At 63.2% G+C, this 18,821-nt stretch carries 11 protein-coding genes and 1 tRNA gene; 5 read left to right on the top strand and 7 right to left on the bottom strand.

Annotated elements, in window-relative coordinates:
- Window position 1 precedes the first annotated feature (1 nt).
- The 5 genes from argB to rpmH all read right to left on the bottom strand — a co-directional run bounded on the left by argB (window position 2) and on the right by rpmH (window position 4,206).
- Complete coding sequence (gene argB / locus GJ654_RS00855; RefSeq protein ID WP_155444200.1) at window positions 2–904, bottom strand: acetylglutamate kinase; 903 nt, start codon at window positions 902–904, stop codon at window positions 2–4.
- Window positions 905–957: 53 nt separating this feature from the next.
- A complete protein-coding gene (gene yihA / locus GJ654_RS00850; protein ID WP_155444199.1) occupies window positions 958–1,644 on the bottom strand; it encodes a ribosome biogenesis GTP-binding protein YihA/YsxC in 687 nt (228 codons plus the stop codon).
- Window positions 1,645–1,827: 183 nt separating this feature from the next.
- Window positions 1,828–3,621 (bottom strand): membrane protein insertase YidC, encoded by a 1,794-nt coding sequence (gene yidC, locus GJ654_RS00845; RefSeq protein ID WP_155444198.1) that lies wholly within the window; start codon window positions 3,619–3,621, stop codon window positions 1,828–1,830.
- 2 nt (window positions 3,622–3,623) lie between these two features.
- Complete coding sequence (rnpA, locus tag GJ654_RS00840; RefSeq protein ID WP_155444197.1) at window positions 3,624–4,049, bottom strand: ribonuclease P protein component; 426 nt, start codon at window positions 4,047–4,049, stop codon at window positions 3,624–3,626.
- Window positions 4,050–4,071: 22 nt separating this feature from the next.
- Complete coding sequence (rpmH, locus tag GJ654_RS00835) at window positions 4,072–4,206, bottom strand: 50S ribosomal protein L34 (RefSeq protein WP_111360736.1); 135 nt, start codon at window positions 4,204–4,206, stop codon at window positions 4,072–4,074.
- Window positions 4,207–4,507: 301 nt separating this feature from the next.
- Between rpmH and GJ654_RS00830 the strand changes: the two genes are divergently transcribed.
- Window positions 4,508–4,584, top strand: a tRNA-Arg gene (locus GJ654_RS00830).
- Window positions 4,585–4,880: 296 nt separating this feature from the next.
- Here the strand turns inward: GJ654_RS00830 and GJ654_RS00825 are convergent.
- Complete coding sequence (locus GJ654_RS00825; protein ID WP_155444196.1) at window positions 4,881–5,684, bottom strand: formyltransferase family protein; 804 nt, start codon at window positions 5,682–5,684, stop codon at window positions 4,881–4,883.
- Window positions 5,681–6,463 (bottom strand): SDR family NAD(P)-dependent oxidoreductase, encoded by a 783-nt coding sequence (locus GJ654_RS00820; protein ID WP_155444195.1) that lies wholly within the window; start codon window positions 6,461–6,463, stop codon window positions 5,681–5,683. Before GJ654_RS00820 ends, GJ654_RS00825 begins: the two co-directional genes overlap by 4 nt.
- A gap of 215 nt (window positions 6,464–6,678) precedes the next feature.
- Between GJ654_RS00820 and GJ654_RS00815 the strand changes: the two genes are divergently transcribed.
- The 4 genes from GJ654_RS00815 to GJ654_RS00800 all read left to right on the top strand — a co-directional run bounded on the left by GJ654_RS00815 (window position 6,679) and on the right by GJ654_RS00800 (window position 18,809).
- Window positions 6,679–7,269, top strand: a complete 591-nt coding sequence (locus GJ654_RS00815) for a CDP-alcohol phosphatidyltransferase family protein (protein WP_210350791.1) — start codon at window positions 6,679–6,681, stop codon at window positions 7,267–7,269.
- A 260-nt stretch (window positions 7,270–7,529) separates the two neighbouring features.
- Window positions 7,530–14,885: a type I polyketide synthase gene (locus GJ654_RS00810; protein ID WP_155444193.1), complete on the top strand. Its 7,356-nt coding sequence runs from the start codon at window positions 7,530–7,532 to the stop codon at window positions 14,883–14,885.
- Complete coding sequence (locus tag GJ654_RS00805; RefSeq protein WP_264586076.1) at window positions 14,882–16,246, top strand: aminotransferase class I/II-fold pyridoxal phosphate-dependent enzyme; 1,365 nt, start codon at window positions 14,882–14,884, stop codon at window positions 16,244–16,246. Before GJ654_RS00810 ends, GJ654_RS00805 begins: the two co-directional genes overlap by 4 nt.
- Window positions 16,247–16,328: 82 nt before the next feature.
- A complete protein-coding gene (locus GJ654_RS00800) occupies window positions 16,329–18,809 on the top strand; it encodes a methyltransferase domain-containing protein (protein WP_155444192.1) in 2,481 nt (826 codons plus the stop codon).
- Window positions 18,810–18,821 lie beyond the last annotated feature (12 nt).

Genomic DNA, 18,821 nt, shown 5'->3' with positions numbered 1-18,821 from the left:
GTCACCGCGTGATCAGCGTGCCGGCGCCGTGATCGGTAAAAAGCTCGATCAGGACGGCGTGGGGAATCTTGCCGTCGAGAATGACGACGCCTTCCACCCCCTGCTCGATGGCGTAGATGCAGGTCTCGACCTTGGGAATCATGCCGCCGGTGATGGTGCCGTCGGCGATCAAGGCGGGAATGTCGCCAATCTTCAGCCGCTTGATCAGCTGCTTGTTCTTGTCGAGCACGCCGGGCACGTCGGTGAGCAGCAGCAGGCGCTTGGCGTCCACGGCGCCGGCGATGGCGCCGGCGAACGTGTCGGCATTGACATTGTAAGTCTCGCCCTCAGATCCCAGCGCGATCGGCGCCAGCACCGGGATCAGTTCGCGGCCCAACACCTGTTCGAGCACGGTCGAATCGACCTTGTCCGGCTCGCCGACAAACCCGTAGTCCACGGCGGGCTTGCCGTCCTGCGCGGCCCGCTCGACTTTTTTCGCGGTGACGAGCTTGCCGTCCTTGCCGCACAGGCCGATGGCGTGGCCGCCCTCATTGTTGATGTAGCCGACGATCTGCTTGTTGATGGAGCCGGCGAGCACCATTTCGACGACTTCGACGGTCGCCTTGTCGGTGATGCGCAAGCCGTCGGCGAATTCGGACTTGATGCCGAGCTTTTTCAGCATGACGCCGATCTGCGGGCCGCCGCCATGCACCACCACCGGATTGACGCCGGATTGCTCCAGGAGAACCATGTCGCGGGCGAAATTGCGCGCGGTCTCCTCGTCGCCCATGGCGTGGCCGCCATATTTCACCACCACCACCGCTTCGTCGTAGCGCAGCATGTGCGGCAGGGCCTGCATCAGGATCCTGGCCTGATTCACCGCTTCGGCGGTGTCGAGGGGCTGCGAGGTCGGGAGATCGGTCATGGCGCCGCCTTTGTTGGTTGCGATGGCCTTTTAGCGTGAGTCCGCCACCGCTCTCAAGCGCGCAAGCGGCCAAATGTCGCGCTGTCGCGCTCGGACACGAGGCGCACGATGGCCGCGCGCAAATCGCTTACCCCATCGCCCGAATGCGATGACAGGAAGATGACGTCCGGATGCGCGGCGGGATGTTTTCGAAGCGCGGCGCGGGCATCTTCGATCGTCTTTTCGACCAGGGATTTTTTCACTTCGTCGCGCTTGGTGAGCACGACCTGATAGGACAGCGCCGCCTGATCGAGCGAGGTCAGCATGTCGTGATCGACGTCCTTGACGCCGTGACGCCCGTCGATCAGCACGAACACGCGCGAAAGGGTCGCGCGCCCGCGCAAAAACTCCTTCATCAGGCGGGTCCAGTTGGCGATCTTTTCCTTGGAGACCGCCGCATAGCCATAACCGGGCATGTCCACCAGCCGCAGCAACGGCGCGGCGGCGTCAGGGCCGAGATCAAAGAAATTGAGCTGCTGGGTGCGCCCCGGCGTGTGCGAGGTGCGCGCCAAGGTTTTCCGCGTGGTCAGGGCGTTAAGAAGGGACGACTTGCCGACATTGGAGCGTCCGGCGAAAGCGATCTCCAGCGGCCCCATCGGCGGCAGTCCGTCGATTTTATCCGCCGCCCAGACGAATTCGCAATTTTGCGCAAACAGCCAGCGGCCGATGTCGGCGAAGTCGGGGGAATCGGAATCGGTCATTCGGCTTTCAGGTGTTGGGCTGTAGGTTCGATTCTACAATCACGCGAACATCCCGATTGAGATCGACTTTCAGGTCGTCATGGCCGGGCTTGTCCCGGCCATCCACGCGGCGCCGCAATGCGAACCATTGCAGAATTGTAGTCTCATCTCGGATGCCCGGGACAAGCCCGGGCATGACGCGAGCTATTTCTTCTTGCCCGCAATATTGTCGAACAGTTCGATCTTGGCGCCGGAGCGCTTCATGATCAGGCCCTGCTGCGCCACGGACAAGACGTTGTTCCAGGTCCAGTAGATCACCAGACCCGCCGGGAACGAGCCGAGCATGAAGGTGAAGATCACCGGCATCCACGCGAACATCGTCTTCTGGACGGGGTCCGTGGGCTCCGGGTTCATCTTCATCTGAACCCACATCGACACGCCCATGATCAGCGGCCAGATGCCGAGATGGAGCAGGTGGCCGATCGCGGGAACCGTGGTGGGATCCCACGGGACCAGTCCGAACAGGTTGAACACATTGGTCGGATCGGGCGCCGACAGATCGCGAATCCAGCCGAAGAACGGCGCATGCCGCATTTCGATGGCGACGAACAGAACTTTATACAGCGAGAAGAACACCGGAATTTGCAGCAGCACCGGCAGGCAACCCGCGACCGGATTGACCTTTTCGGTGCGGTAGAGATTCATCATCTCCTGCTGCTGCTTCTGCTTGTCGTCGGCGTATTTCTCCTGAATCTCCTTCATCTTCGGCTGGATGATCTTCATCTTGGCCATGGAGGCGTAGGATTTGTTCGCCAGCGGGAAGAACAGGATTTTCACGATCAGCGTGATCAGCAGGATGGCGACGCCGAAATTGCCGACCAGCGCGAACAGGGTTTCGAGCAGCCAGAACATCGGGCGGGTGATGAAATGGAACCAGCCCCAGTCGATCAGCATGTCGAATTTGCTGACGCCCTGCACGTTCTGATAGTAGGACAGAACCCTGCTCTCTTTGGCGCCGGCGAAGACGCGGGTCGAAACCGTCGCGGTCTGGCCGGGCGCGAGCGTGCGCTGTTCGCCAAATGCGTCAACCTGGTACTGCGGTTTAACGCCCGGGAATTGGCGGAACCAGCCCTTGTAGCCCTGCGTCGGGTCGGGAACGATCGCCGTCGCCCAATATTTGTCGGTAAAGCCGAGCCATCCGCCCAGCGCATAGGAGTCGACCGGCAGCACCTTGGCCTTGTTGGGCTCCTTGGCGATCTGGGCGTAGGTCATCTCGGTCGACGACTGGTCCGCGCCGATCACGCCGATAAACCCTTCGTGCAGCACCGCATAGCCCGATGACACGGGCTCGCCCTGTCGGGTGGTGGTGGCGTTGGCGAAGAAGTTCACCGCCTCCTTGCCCTTGTTCTCGACCGTATCGGCGACGGTGAACATATAGTCCTCGTCGACCGAAATCTTGCGCTTGATGACGAGGCCCTTGCCATTGTCGAAGGTCAGCGTCACCGGCGTGGTTTCGGTCAGACGCTGGCCGTCGGCCTTCCAGACGGTGTCCGCCTTGGGCAGGTCGAGCGTGACGCCTTGCGGCGCAACATAATTGAGGTCGATGAAATAGCCGTCCTGAACGCCCGAGGGCGACAGCAGCACGATGTTGGGGCTGTTCGGGTCGATCGTCTCGCGGTACGCCTTCAGCGACAGGTCGTCGAGCCGCGCGCCTTTCAGCGCCATCGAGCCGGACAGATTCTTGGTGTCGATGACGATGCGCGGGCTGCCCGCCAGCGCTTCGGCGCGGCTCACAGCCGGGGGGAGTTGCGGCGCGAGAGCGGCCAGATCGGGCTGGGGCGCGGCGGGGTTGGCCGGCTTGCCGCCCAACTGTTCGAGCTGGCTCGTGGTCTGTCGCGCCTGCTGCACCTTCGGCTGGGCAAAGAAATAGTTCCAGCCGACGATCACCATCAGCGACAGCGCCATGGCGAGGATGAGATTTTTTTGATCGTTCTGCATGTTCAGCGGTCTGGCTTGCGTTCGGCGGAATGGATTTTGTGCAGGGCGCTTAAGAATTCGCGGCGCAGGTCGTCAAAGCCGGCGGTCAGCGCGTCGATGCGGCCGACCAGAACATAGTCCATGCCCGGCCTGGCGTCCCCAGCGGCATGGAGACGCACGATCTCGCGAAAGCGCCGACGAATGCGGTTGCGTATGACGGAATTGCCTGTCTTTTTCGTGACAGTGAATCCGAAGCGCGGCGCATCGCCCTGCGCTTCGCTGCGCCTGCGCGCCTGCATCGTGAAACAGCGTTGATGCTGGCGGCGCCCCTTGGCGGCGGCGAGGAATTCGGCGCGCTTTTTCAAGCGTTCCGGACACGCCAACGCCGCGCCTTCGGCTAGCGCCGAAGGGCGGCGAGAGGACGATTCGCCGTCGCCAGGACGGGGCATGGCGCGAAACCGCGCCGCGAGATCAGGCGGAGAGACGCTTGCGGCCGCGAGCGCGGCGCGCGTTCAGCACCTTGCGGCCACCGACGGTGGCCATGCGGGCGCGAAAACCATGACGGCGCTTGCGCACGAGTTTCGAGGGTTGATAAGTCCGCTTCACGGGTCTGCTCCGGTTTTATCAGCGCCGGGATTTTGGCCCGCGCCGTGTGTCCAAAAATTTCGCGCATTCGCCGGTTCCCGTCTGGTCCTGGATCGGATTGCCCTGATCAGGACGCAAACGCCCATCGACGTCGGCGCGAAGCCGAAATCGCGAGCGGCCTTATAGGGGCAAGGTCCGCGTAAAGTCAACGCGGGGAGTGAGGGAAACGCGACTGCGAAAAAATCGTGAAAGCAGACTTGCCAAGCCGGTTCGGAGCGGTTAGACACCGCCTCAGTCGCGGCGGCAATGAACGCCACGACATGCGCCCGTAGCTCAGCTGGATAGAGCACCAGACTACGAATCTGGGGGTCAGAGGTTCGAATCCTTTCGGGCGCGCCATTCAAATTCAGCTATCTTAGCTTGAGAAAAGCCCGGCCATTGAGCCGGGTTTTTTCATTCCGGTAAGCATGCGGTAAGCGATTTTCGGAAATCAGCGGCGCACGCTTGGAATATCACATCCGCTCGCATCATTGATGCTACTCCCCGGAAATCGGACGCTGACGGAAGCTACGATCTGATGTCTGCTGGTCTCCACGAACGAGGAGATCAGACATGTCGAAGCGCAGAAACCATGACGCGGCTTTCAAGGCGCGCACCTCGCCAGACACCTTTGATCAACGCCATTGTGGTTCAGTTCAGAGCGGCGCGCGCATGGCCGCGAGAATGTCTGCGCAGCAGACAGCCCGACGCCCCTTGGCATGCATTGCCTTGATCATTCCCGCATCGGGCCAATAGCAATAAATCGCGCCGTCTTGAGAGCGTGCACGGCCGCATTCATCGTTCATCCAACTCGCAACGAGCGGTACTGCGGCGAGGTGCAACCTTCGCGCCGCTTCAGCCGCGCTCGTGTCATTCGGCAAATCCAACGCCTCTTGAGCAAGAATAGGGCCACAGTCGATTTCCGGCACCACTTCGTGCAGCGTCACGCCGAATCTCGGTTGATCGGCCGTCAAGGCGTGCAGGGTCGGACATGCGCCCCGATACAGAGGCAGCAGCGAAGGATGGACATTAACCACACCCTCCGGGAATGCAGCAAGAAAATGCTCGTCGACGATTTGATCGAAATGGCACAGCAGCACCGCATCAACGCCGAAACTTTGCAGTCGAGCGATCAGGTCGGGCGCATTTACGTTGTCAATGCCTAGCAGCGGCAGGCCCTTGGCGCAACAAAGGGCGCGCAGCGATCTCCGAGACTTCAAAATTCTGCGCGCAAGGGCGCCGATGCGCGGCAGCACGAAATTGATCAGGAGATAGGGCGCCAGCAGAAAATGAGATTTTAGAAGTATTTTCCTCGTCCGTCGGCCGCCAGCACCGAGTGGGTCCCGCAAAGGGTCCGATAATCCGATGACGGCAATATGATTCGCATGAGCGTCAACGATCCGCCAGATCGCTTCGGCCGATGCGAACGAAGGGCTGGTCAGCAGGGCGATTTTCTTCATTCGGTCTCGGGTCGAACATGAAAACGGAAACGGTCCATTCCGACTCGCCGAAGCGACTCCGGCAGAATTTGCTGAAGACGCGCCGCCAGATAGAGCCCCCGGGGGAAGGCGATGATCGCCTTGTCGCGCGCAAGCCCGCGTTGGATCAATTGCGCGGCGTATTCCGCGCTGACCATTGACGGCTTCCATCCAATATAGCGGGCGGCCATCGGCGTATCGACGAAGCCTGGGCAAATCGCGTTGACGCGCAAGCCGTGAGGACTAAGCGCGGCGCGTAGCGACAATGCCAGCGCCAGCAGCGCGGCCTTGCTGGCGGCGTAGCCGGCGCAGTCCGCCTGTGGCGCGAAGGCCGCGATCGAACTCACCAAACCGATCTGGCCACGGCCTCGGCGCAGCATCGAATCGATGAGCGGAAGGAAACTGTTCAGCGCGCCGCCGAAGTTGATCTCCATGACTCCGCGAATGCCGGCAAAATCCTCAAGCTCGCCGTCCGGCCTCGAACCCCAGGTCACCCCCGCATTGCCGATCAGACAGTCGATCGCGGCCCTCGCGTCGCCCTCCCTCAGAAAAGCGGCCATGGCGCTGCTGTCGCGCACATCCAATGCAGCGGTTCGCGTCTCCGCGCCCCGTTGGCGAGCCAGGGCGGCCGTCTCGACGAGCCGCGTTTCGCTCCGGCCAAGCAGATGCAGCGTGACGCCCGGGGCCGCATAGCTCAAGGCAAGGGCGCGGCCGAGGCCGCCGGAAGCGCCGGTGATCGCAATGCTGCGGGCGGAAGGCATCTTTCTCAGGGCCAGAATCTCGCGTAAGGGTTGTATGACGAACAGTTAAGCTCAACGTCGCCCCGAACTCAACAGGGCCGCGCCTCGCGTGTTCGTTCAGTTTGCGCCAGATCCGGCGCAGAATGGAATTGGAAACGTCATTGACCAGCACGCCGACAGCCCGCGTTCCCAACCGAATTCAGACGAATCTGCTCGCGCGATCCGAACGACGCCTGTTGAACTACCTTTGTTCACGCCTGCCGGCATGGGTGACCCCCGACGGGCTGACGGCCCTGAGTTTTGTTGGCGCCCTGCTGTCCTTCGCCAGCTATGTCGCGGCGCGATTCGATCCGGCCTGGCTGTTCGGCGCGAGTCTTGGCTTGGTCGTATACTGGTTCGGCGATTCGCTCGATGGCTCGCTGGCGCGGCACCGCAAGATCGAACGGCCGAAATACGGCTATTTCATCGACCACTCAGTCGATGCGCTTTCCAATCTCGTGCTTATGGCGGGACTGGGATTGTCCTCGTTCGTCAGTCTTCCCGTCGCCTTGCTGGCGCTGATCGGCTATTACTTGCTCGGGATTCATGTGTTCATTTCAGCTTACGTTACGGACGAGTTCAAACTTACGTTCCTGTCGGCCGGCCCCACGGAATTGCGCCTCCTTTTGGTTGCGCTGAACACCATCATGTTCATCGCAGGCGCGCAGAGTCTCAACCTCGGCGGGCATGCCGTCTCCCTGTACGACGCGCCCGTAGGCCTCGCCGCCCTCATTTTTCTCATTCTCTTTCTGATTGCTACCATCAAGAAAGCGCGCGAATTGCTTTAAAGATCGCGCACCGCCACATAATGCTCTTTACCACTCTGCCGTGCATCGCTATAGAAAAAATTTCAATCTTGAGCGTGTGCGACAGCCCGCAAGGATGCCATAGTCGAACCAAAGAAGGTTTTCGCTCCATGCTTGCTATTATAAACAAGTTCACGCTTTTTGACAATCTGTACTATCAAGCTCACAGAATTATTTCATTATCGTCAACACGCTCAGCGTATTAACAAGGAAAAATATGTCTTCTATTTTGGCAAGGCGCAATGAGTATTAAGCCGGTCGTGATCGGGTGTGCTTGCCGACTGCCCGGCGCCCGCGACGTGAATGCGTACTGGCGGATGCTCGACAGCGGGGTCTGCGCGGTTGGCGCGCCGCCGCCGGGGCGCTGGTCTCAAGAAGGCTTCCTGCATCCCAGGCTGGCGGAGCCCGGCTACAGCTACTCGTTTCAGGGCGGCTATATCGACGACGTCTTCTCGTTCGATCCCCTTGTCTATGGCGTTTCCCCGCGCGAAGCCACGCAGATGGACCCCCAGCAGCGGTTGCTGCTGGACGTGGCGTCCGAGGCGCTCGACGACGCCGGCATCTTGCCGTCGAGCATCGCCGGCGCCAATGCCGGCGTCTACGTGGGCGCGTCGAGCCTGGATTACGGCGCGCTGTTTGCGACCGACCTCGCGGCGGTTGACGGTCATTTCATGACCGGCAACACGCTGTCGATTCTCGCCAATCGCATTTCTTACATTTTCGATCTCAAGGGTCCGAGCTTCGTCGTCGACACCGCCTGCTCGTCGTCGCTCGTCGCATTTTCCGAAGCCGTCGCCGCGATCGAAACCGGCCGCGTGGATCTTGCGGTGTGCGCCGGCGTCAATCTTCTGTTGTCGCCGATTTCCTTCGTAGGTTTCTCCCGCGCCACCATGCTGTCGCCGACCGGCCTTTGCCGGCCGTTTTCGGCGCAAGCCGACGGCTACGCCCGCGCCGAGGGCTGCGTCGCGCTGATCCTGGCGAGCCCCGAACACGCGCGACGCATGGGATGGACCGCGCGCGCCGAAGTGTTGGGCGCCGGCGTCAATTGCGACGGCCGCACATCCGGCATCGCTCTCCCGTCGCTGGACGGGCAGCGCGCCCTGCTGGACGATCTCTACGGACGGATCGGCGTCGACTGCGCGCGGCTCTCCTTTGTGGAAGCGCATGGCACGGGCACGCGGGTCGGCGATCCCGTCGAGGCGCGCGCGATCGGCTCGGCTCTCGCCGCCGGTCGTGTCACGCCATTGCCGATCGGTTCGGTCAAGTCAAACATCGGCCATCTTGAACCCGCGTCCGGCCTCGCCGGCATTCTCAAGACGATCCTCGCATTCGAGCACAGGCGCCTGCCCAAAACGCTGCATCTGGACGAGTTGAACCCGGACATCGACTTCGCCGCGCTCAACCTTTCGCCCGTGCGCGAAAATATTGAGTTCAGCGCGGAAGGCCCTCTGCTGGCTGGCGTCTCCTCTTTTGGCTTCGGCGGCGCCAACGCCCATGCCGTGCTTGGTTCAGTGACGAAGCCAACCAAACGCGGACCAAAGGGCGATCCGGCGCAATTTCTCCTTCTGTCCGCAGCGTCGCGCGAAGCTCTGACCAAGCTTGCGGGTGACTATGCTGACAGAATCGATAGCAGCGACGCCGACCTAGCAGACATCGTCGGCGCGACCGCCTGGCGGCGCGAACGGCGCCCGCATCGGCTGGCGGTGGACGCCCGGGAGCCAGCCGCGCTCGGCGCCGCCTTGCAGTCCTTTGCGCGCGGCGAGCGCGGAGCAGCCAAGTATGGCGCCGCCCTGCCGGCGAAGCCATCGCTCGCATTCGTCTTCTCCGGCAACGGCAGCCAGTGGCCGGGCATGGGACGCGCGGCATACAAGACGAATCGAGGATTTCGCTCCAGTTTCGAGACGGTGGACCGAATTTTCGCGCCTCTCGCCGGATGGTCCCTGGTCGCGGCGCTCGACGATCCCAAACTGGAGACAAGGCTTGGCGCCGCCTCCGTCTCGCAGCCCTTGCTGTTCGCCGTCCAGGTCGGCGTGACGACGACTCTTCGCAATTTCGGTTTTTCGCCCGACTTTGTGATAGGGCATTCCGTTGGCGAAATCGCGGCGGCATGGGCGTGCGGCGCGCTTGACCTGGAAACGGCGACGCGCTTGGTGCACGGGCGCAGCCTATGTCAGGAGCCGCTTCGCGGCTTCGGCGGCATGGCGGTCGCCGCATGCGACGAAACGCGTCTGCGCGAATTTTCGGAAGAATTCGATCTCCGATTGGAGGTCGCCGCCGTCAACAGCTCCGCCTCTATCACGGTCTCCGGCGACAATGCGCAAATGGAGGCCCTTGTTGCGCGCGCTCGGCGCGCGCGCATCGCCGTTCGCAGGCTCGCCATCGACTACCCGTTCCATTCGTCGCTCATGGAGCCCGTGCGCGCGCCGCTCCGCGACGCGCTCAAAGACATCAGGCCCAAACAGTTCGAGGGCGCCTGCTTCGTGTCGACCGTAACCGGTGGCGTGCTCGGCGGCGAGGCGCTCAACGCTGACTACTGGTGGCGCAACCTTCGGGACGTCGTGAGATTTCGCGACGCCGTCGCGTACGCCGCCCGCGCCGGCGCCTCAATCTTCATGGAGATCGGCCCGCAACCCATCCTGCTTTCGCCAATCTCCGACACTTTGCGCGAATGCCAGTCGAAAGCGGCCGCCGTGCCCTCGCTCGCGGAGAACGAAGCCGCGACCGACCAGATCGCCGCCTGCATCGCGAGTCTGCTGGCGCACGGCGCGGTCGGCGACGAAAAGCTGTTGTTCGGCGCACGGCCGAAGGGCCGCGTCAGTCTTCCTCCCCTGCCCCGCAATCCGAAACTCTTCAAGGCGGCGGCGACGTCGCAGGCGCTCGGATTGTTTCTTCGCCCGAAGCTGCACCCCCTGCTGGGCTCCCGCCTGCAACAGGGGACGCCGGAATGGCGCAACCTGCTTGACGCTTCCGTGCTGCCTTACCTTGCCGATCATCGCGTCGACGGCGAAGTGGTGCTCCCGGGCGCGGCTCTCGCCGAAATGGCCCTGGCGGTGGCGCGAGAGATTTTCCCGGAAGGCGCGATCGGCCTCACGGATTTCGATCTGATCCAATGGATGTCATTCGATGGCGAGGTGATGCGCGAGATCTCGACGCGCTACGACGGCGCGCAACACGTTGTCGAGATCTGGAGCCGGCAGCGACTTGGGCCCGATGAATGGAGCCTTCATGCGCGCGGGCGGATCGCGTCATGCGCCGAACCTCCGGCCTTTCCCTGCATCGACATGGTCAGCATGCAAGAACTGGAGAGCGCGCAAGTCTACGCCGCCGCCAGCGCCGGCGGCCTCGACTACGGGCCAAGCTTTCGGCGCGTGGCGCGCTGTCGCGCCGACGAGCGGATCGTGGAATCGGACTTCGCGCCCGTTGCGCCCGACGAAGGCTCGTTTTCGGGCGCCTACACCCTGCACCCCACCGTGCTCGACGCGGCCTTCCACGGCATTTTCCCTCAGATCAAGCGCAAGCGGGGGCGCAAGACCGCCTATGTGCCCACGCGCTTCACAGATCTGCGCGTGTATCGCGACAATGCCGAAGTCCATCGCGCCGTCATGGTCAAGGATTCGGACGCGGAACACGCGCTGACTGCGTCGCTCGCCCTCTATGACGCGGAGGGCGCCATCGTCGCGACCCTGCGCGGCGGATTGTTCCGGTCTGTCGCGCTGGCCGATCATGACGAGCGCGAAGCGCTGTTCTGCGAGAAGCTGCTGGCGGTCGATCCGCCCGCCGTATTCGATGCGCGCGCGGTTTTGACCGATCATCTTGCGCGCGCGGCGGCGCAGACCCGACCTGACGCCTGGCTGCTGCTCGAAGCGTTCAGTCGCGCTCTGGCGTTCGAGGCGCTCTCCGCCCACTTCGGCCCCGGCGTCCTCGATCTGCAAGCCAGCGTCGCAGCGGGACGAACAGCGCGCGCGGCGCTGCCATTGATTTACGCGCTCCTGCACACCTTGCGCGACGCCGGCCTCGCACACGAAGTCGAGACCCGCTGGCGTCTCGCGGAACAAAGCGAACTGCCGCCGGCTCGCCAGATCCTTGCGACTCTGGCCGCCGAAAGTCCCGACGCCAATTTCGAACTGGTTCTTTCCGCCTTTGTCCTCGCAACGCTCGGCGATTTCCTGCGCGATGGAGTCGTCACGCCCACGCGCCGCGATCTCGCCGAGAAATTCGACCGCAGGTCGATGCATTGCCAGCCGGCGTTACGCCTTTTTGCTGACGTTTGCGAGGATCTCGCTCAACGGCTTGCACCCGAGCCGTTGCGCGTCCTGGTCGCTGAACCGAATCACGCGGGCGTTCTGCGCGCGCTGCATGAACTCACGGACGCCGGAAGGGCCGTCGTCGTCATCGCGTGCCAGGACATCAAGCGGCAGCAGCATGCCGCCGCCAAGCTCGGCGCACGCGCCAATGTCGATTACCTCGTGACCAGCGACGAGCCCGCGACAGGGGCCCCTTTTCACCTCGCGCTGGCGCTGGGGCTTTCGCCTGTCGTTGCGGAAGATCAGCAACTCATCAAGGGCTTGTCGCGTCGCCTCGTCGCTAGGGGCGCGTTGGCGGTATGGGCGCCCGAGCGCGAATCGGCCTTCGACCTGTTCTGGGGCATGAGCGACAATTGGTTCGATCCCTCATCGCCGCCGGATTTCCCGCTCGTCCTCAGTCCGGGGCCCACGCAAATCGAGCGCGCGTTGAAACGCGCGGATTGCCAAGACGTCGCAACGATCGCGCTCGGAGAAGGCCTTGGCGCCGTTGTCGTCGCCAATCCCACGGTTGCGCCAGGCCAGCCGGCGCTTCCGCCGTTGGCGCTTTTCGATCCGGCGAAGGATGTCTGGACGCAGGCGTTCACCGCGGCTTTGTCCGAGATCGGCGCTGGTTGTGTCGGCGTCGATGATGAAGACCCCGCAAGCGCGGAACCCGTCGTGGCTTTTTTGGCGACGCGAAAAGGGGCCGGAACGGCCGCCGATCTGACTGGGGCGATTGACCGCTTCGCCGCGCTGTTGCGGCGCTCGCCACCGAAACGGCGCATCCTCGTCCTCACGCGCGGCCTTGCGCAAGGCGGACCCGAAGCGGACTGGGCGGAAGCATTCGTCGGGTTCGCCCGCGTCGCCGCCAACGAATATCCCGAACTGGCCCTGGAAACGGTCGACTTCGCGCCGGAGTTCGATGCGGCGGCGGCGGCCGAACGGCTTGCCGAATATCTGCGGGAGCCACGGGGCGAAACACAGACCGCCTTCGAAGCGGCCGGGCGTCGCGTGCTTCGGATTCTCCCGAGACATGGCGCCGCCGGCGCGGAGACGGCGGCGGAGAATTCCGAACTGGAGTTCGCACATCTCGGCGCGCTGTCGCGCGCGCATTGGTCTCCGCGCGAACGCCAGGAGCCGGGGCCCGGAGAGGTGGAAATCGAGGTCGCCGCGACCGGCCTGAATTTCCGTGACGTGATGTGGTCACTTGGGCTGCTGAGCGATGATGTGCTCGAAGGCGGTCTCGCGGGCCCGTCCATGGGCTTCGAATGCGCGGGACGCGTGGTTCGGGTCGGCAAGGACGTGGCGCGCCTGAAGGTCGGCGACCGCGTGATGGGCTTTGCGCGACGCAGTTTCGCCAATTACGTGGTGGCTGCCGAAGACGTGTTCGTCGTCGTGCCGGAAGCATTTTCAACCGAAGCGGCGGCGACCATTCCAGTCGCCTTCCTGACCGCATGGTATGCGCTGTTCGAACTTGCGCGCGTGCGGCCCGGGGAATGGGTGCTGATCCATGGCGCGGCCGGCGGCGTCGGTCTGGCGGCTTTGCAGGTCGCCAACGCGCTCGGCGCGCGTGTCGCGGCCACGGCTGGCGCGCCAGACAAGCGCGCCCTGGCGACGTTCTTCGGCGCCGAAAAAGTCTACGATTCCCGTTCAACCCGTTTCGCCGATCAAATCCGCGCCGAGATCGGCGGCGTCGATGTCGTGCTCAATTCTCTCTCGGGCGAAGCCATGCGGGCGGGCATCGGATGCCTCAAGCCGTTCGGACGCTTCGTCGAACTTGGCAAGCGCGACTATGTCGCCAACACCGCGCTGCATCTGCGCCCCTTCCGGCGGAATCTCGGCTATTTCGGTGTCGATATCGACCAATTGCTCGCCAGGGATATCAGCTATGCGGGCAGGATGATGGACGAAATCGGGAAGCGCTTCGCCGACGGCGCGTTCTCCGCATTGCCCTACGTCACCTTCGACGCGCTCGAGGCCGAACGGGCCTTCCGTTTCATGCAATCGGCCGGACACGTGGGCAAGATCCTGATCCGCCCGCCGACGGCGGGAACGATACGCCGCAAGACCAAGCCTCAATTCACGCCAGCGCCCGGCGCGCATCTGGTGATCGGCGGCGTCGACGGTTTCGGTTTCGAGACGGCCCTGTGGCTCGCCGAAAAGGGTGCGCAAACCGTCGTCGTCGCGTCTCGCCGAGGGCGCTTGTCGCCAGAACACGAACGCAGGGTCGAGCCTTTGCGCGCGCGCGGCGTGCAATTCGTCGTGGACAAGGTCGACGTGTCGCGCGCCGACGAGGTCAATGCGCTGATCGCGCGCATTGGCGTGATCGCGCCGCTTAAGGGCGTGATCCATTGCGCAATGACGCTCGAAGACTCGGCGATCGCCAACATGACCGAGGCGCAACTGACTTCCGTGCTCTCCCCCAAGGTGGACGGAGCCCTTTGCCTCGACGCGGCGACGCGCGGCGCCGCGCTGGACTATTTCGTCGTCTATTCCTCCGCGACAGCCCTCATTGGCAATCCCGGCCAAGGCGCCTATGTCGCCGCGAACGGTTTTTTGCAGGGGTTGATGCGCCGCCGCCGCAAACTGGGCCTGCCGGGCCTGGCGGTGGGCTGGGGCGCGATCGCCGACGCCGGCGTTTTGACCCGCAGCGGAGACACCGTGAAACATTTGGCGCGGCTGACCGGCGTGCTGGCCATGCCGGCGGCGGACGCGCTGGCGCGCCTGGAAGAATTGCTGGCCAACAACAACACGGATCCGGTGGTCTATTGCGCCGCCTTGCGCCCGACGAAGGCCAACCGGCGCCTCAAGACGGCGGCCTCGCCAAGTTTCGCAAGCCTGCTCGGCGCCGCGCAAAACGATCTGCCCGAGGAGGTCGATGTGCGCGAGATGCTCGCCGGCAAATCGCCCGCCGAGGCCCAGGCGCTCATCACCACGCTCGTCGCGGCGGAAATCGCGCAGATTCTCCATGTCTCCACGGACGAAATCGACCCGGGCCGCCCGCTGAGCGACCTCGGCATGGATTCTCTGATGGGGCTGGAATTGCGCATGAATCTTGAAACAAGACTGGGCGTGGACCTGCCGCTCGTGGCGATCACCTCGGTCAAGACCCTGGCCGATCTCGGCGCGCGGGTCGGCGCTTTGCTGCACTGCCAGAGCGAACCCGGCGACGCCGAAACCCTGACGGCGCGCGACTTGGCGGCGCGGCACATGGATGAGAACGTCGACGCCCCCGCGAGCCTCGCGAATTTGCATGCAGGCGCCGTCGCCGAGGTCATGGCGGCCGGCGCGCGAAACGCGGGAGGCCTGACGTGAGCACTTGGGAACAGGACCGCCGTCTCGACGAGCGTCAGAAGACCAGTCTGCTCGCGAAAATGCGGACCTCTTGCGCGCCGGCTCCGCGCATGGCGCCGGAAGCGCGTTATGATGTTTCGTTCGAGACGCTGTCGGCTTATCGCGAATTCGATCTCCAACGCGCGTTTGGCGAGGCGCTGGGGCTTTCCAATCCCTTCTACCGCCTTCATGAGGAGCGGGCCGGCGCGCGTAGCCGCATCGCCGGGCGGGAGGTGATCAATTTCGCCTCCTACGACTATCTGGGACTGAACGGACGGCCGGAAATCGAGGCGGCGGTTGCGGACGCGACGCGACGCTGGGGTACCAGCGTCTCCGCAAGCCGGGTCACAGCCGGGGAGCGGCCGTTCCACAAGGCGCTGGAAGAGGAGATCGCCGCACTTTACGATACGGAAAGCGCGCTGGCTTTCGTCGGCGGCCACGCGACCGCGGTGTCGACGATCTCGGCGCTGATGGGGCCGCGCGACCTGATCCTGCTCGACGAACTCAGCCACAACAGCTTGATTCTCGGAGCGCAATTGTCGGGCGCGACGCGAAGGCTTTTCCGCCATAACGACCTTTCGGCGCTGGAAGACCAGCTTGCGGCGACGCGCGACCGGCACAGCCGGGCGCTGATTGTTACGGAAGGCTTGTTCTCGATGGACGGAGACGCGCCGGATCTTTCTCGGCTCATCGAGATCAAGCGGCGCTGGGGCTGCTGGCTGATGATGGACGAAGCCCATGCGCTGGGCGTCATGGGCGCGACAGGGCGCGGCAGTCACGAGCATTTCGGCGTCGACCCGGACGGAGTCGATATCTGGTATGGCACGCTGTCCAAGACACTGGTGAGTTGCGGCGGCTATATCGCCGGCCGCCGCGCGCTCATCGATTTCCTGCGCTTCGCCGCGCAGGGTATGGTTTACACCGCCGGCATGACGCCGCAGGCGACGGAAGCGGCCCGCGTCGCCATCGGCCTGATGCGCGACGAACCAGAGTTGGTCGCGCGCCTCCGAGACAATTCGCGACTGTTCGGCGAAAGGGCGAACGCGGCGGGTCTCGACATCGGCTCCAGCCAGGGCTTTGCCGTGGCGCCTGTCGTCGTCGGCGATTCGTTGCGGACGGTTGTGCTGGCCGAGCGGCTGTTGAAGCGCGGGATCAACGCGTTTCCCATAATACCGCCTGCTGTTCCCGAGCAATCCGCGCGGCTGCGGTTCTTCCTGTCCGCGCAGCATAGCCGAGACGACATCGAACGGACGGTCGCAACGCTGGCGGAGGAGTTACGTCGCCTCGACGCCGACGGCGTTTCCGTCGCCTCCGCGGCAAGAGCGTTCATGGGAGGCGGCTAGCCCGGAGGTTTGACTTGCGACTTCGCGGTAAAGCGATGATCGCCGGTCTTTGTCAATTTCAGTTCAGCTACTGAGCTCAAGTGTGAAAATAGCAATCTTCTCGATCAACGCATCTTCGGTCGAACCAATGGTGCAATCGGCCGCCGCGACGGTTATCGGGGCCGGACATTCTTGCGTGCGGATTTGCTATTGGTTTTTGGATCATTTGCCGCTGACCGCGCTGTCATCGGCGCATGTCCCACTTCTCACACTGAACGATGGCGGATTTCCCGCCGCACCGCGCTTGACCATGGAAGAGTACATCGCCGCGGGCGGCGCCATCCGGGACTTTTTCGATCTGGCGCTTCACGATCACGCCGTGCATAGCTGGCCGCTGACCGCCGAGCGGCTTGGCGGTGAATCGATCTACTATCAGCGCTTGCGAGGGATCGCGATCAAGGCGCGCAACATTCTGAGAGCCTTGGCGCCGGATGCGATCATCGTCACACATGGGGCCGAACCCATCAGCCGCGCGATTGCGACGGAAAGCGCCGCGCTCGCGATTCCCGTTCTCCTGCTCGAATCCTCTTTTTTCCCAGGGTTTCTTGCTCTTGATGTGGGCGGCCAGCATTTTTTTCCCAAGAAGAGCCGGCTGGCGCGAACGCTGCCTCTGCGAATGGCGCAGTCACTTTCGAGCGAGGAATCCGCAAGGATTTCGAATTTCCTCGACGAGTGGCTGCGCCGACGCGCCTCGAAATACGAGCAGGAAAGCTCAGCCTCCGAACTGGAGCGTGTGGACCGTTTTGTCTCCGACGCCCGCGGCCGGGTCGCATTCCTTCCCGCGCAACTCTCCTGGGACGCCAACGTGCTCCCCCACCTCGGCGAATACGCGACCCTATGGGATCTCTACCGAGATGTGATCGGAAGAATGCGCGATTGGCGAATCGTCGTCAAAGCCCATCCGATGGATACGAGCGACGCAGTGCAGAGGCTGGCGAAGCTGGAGCATGTTCTCGTTGTACACGAAGTTAGTATTCACGACCTTGCGCAGCGCTGCGATTTGGTCGTCGCGTTGTCGTCCAACGTCGGCCTGGAAGCGTTGATGATCGGCAAGCCGGTGGTCCTGCTCGGGCGTCCCTATTACGCAAATCTGGGGCTGACCACCGACATCAACCATACCAGCCAACTGCCTGAGGCGCTGCAAACCGCTAGCGCGCCCGATCGCGAGCGGCTCAGCCGGCTTCTGTATGGCCTGGCATTCGAGCATTTGATGCCGGTCGGCGACCGCGACAGATTGAATGCCCGGCTTGACGAAGCAAAGAAGGCGGGTCCGCTCGCATGGCGATCCTTGGCCACACTCGCCGGCTGCTATCCTGAGTCCGCGAGCGCCTATCTGCGCACCGCGCAAAGATACGATGCGCTTGCGCGACGGAACTATTGCGATTCGGAAATCAGAAGGGAACTGCCCGAACTCCAGGGCGCCGCGATCGCTTCGGCGCACTGCGAATGCCCCGCGTCAGCGACTCGGCTGCCGATCGACTTCGGCGAAGTTGAAGTTTCAAGCCTTGCGTTCTTCACTTTCGCGGCGACAGCGTTGCAAGCCGGTTCACGCGTGTTGCATCTGGATTGCGGCGCCGGGTATGGCGGCGTGCTGCTGGCGGAGACGGCTGCTTCGGTCGACGCCGTGGACCAGGGCGACAGTAACATTCGGTTCGCCCAACAAGCCTGGCCGCATGATCGCGTTCGCTATCACGAAGCATCGGCTGGAGGTTGGCTTTCTGCGGCGCCGGCGCCCTATGACGCGATTGTGGCCCCACAGACGTTGGAGCACAGCTACGATCCCAAATTGTTCATGAGTGCTGCATGGTCTGCGCTGAAGCCCGGTGGCGCACTGCTGTTGTCGACGCGCAATGCCGACTGCAATCCTCCGCTGGGCGACGAAACAAGCAAAATTCGTCGCTTCGCCTGTCACGATCTCAGCGATCTGATCAAACAACTTCCGAACATCCAGGACCATATTGTCTTGCGTCAGCACGGCCCAATGATCGGCTCGACGCATCCGGCGAGTTCTTGGTTGGTGGCGATAGCGGTCAAGAGCGGCGGCTTTTCAAAAGCCTTGCGGTCGCTTGAGACTTTGCTTCCGTTCGTGATGGAACGCAAACCCGAGCGGAGAACCTGGCGCATCGGCGCGGATCAGTTCAGCACGAACATTGGCCAGCATTTCGGCGCAAAGATTACGTATACGCCGGATGGAGCCGATGGTCATATCGTGTTCGGCCCGTATCGGAAGTTCCCAGCGGGGTCATATCGGGTTTTGTTCGCGATCGCCTCTGCTGCCGACGCACAGCCCGGAAATACGACCTTCACGTTTGACGTGGTCAACGCCAACGACGACATGCTCGGTCAGGTCGCATTTTCGGATATGGCCTTCATGCACACAGAGCGGGCGAGCGTCACGTTCCTGCACGCGCATGCCGATTTGCCCCTGGAGTTTCGCATCCACGTCGCGGGCGCCGCCTGTGGGGCGCCGCTGGTTTTCACGGGGGTGGAAGTCAAGAGCCTGGCGGGCGGCGGCCAAGCTTGAGTTTTGGTGTAT

The organism is Rhodoblastus acidophilus, assembly GCF_009720655.1.
In the GTDB taxonomy this organism is placed as follows: domain Bacteria; phylum Pseudomonadota; class Alphaproteobacteria; order Rhizobiales; family Beijerinckiaceae; genus Rhodoblastus; species Rhodoblastus acidophilus_A.
This window is presented reverse-complemented; position numbering and strand designations above follow the sequence as displayed.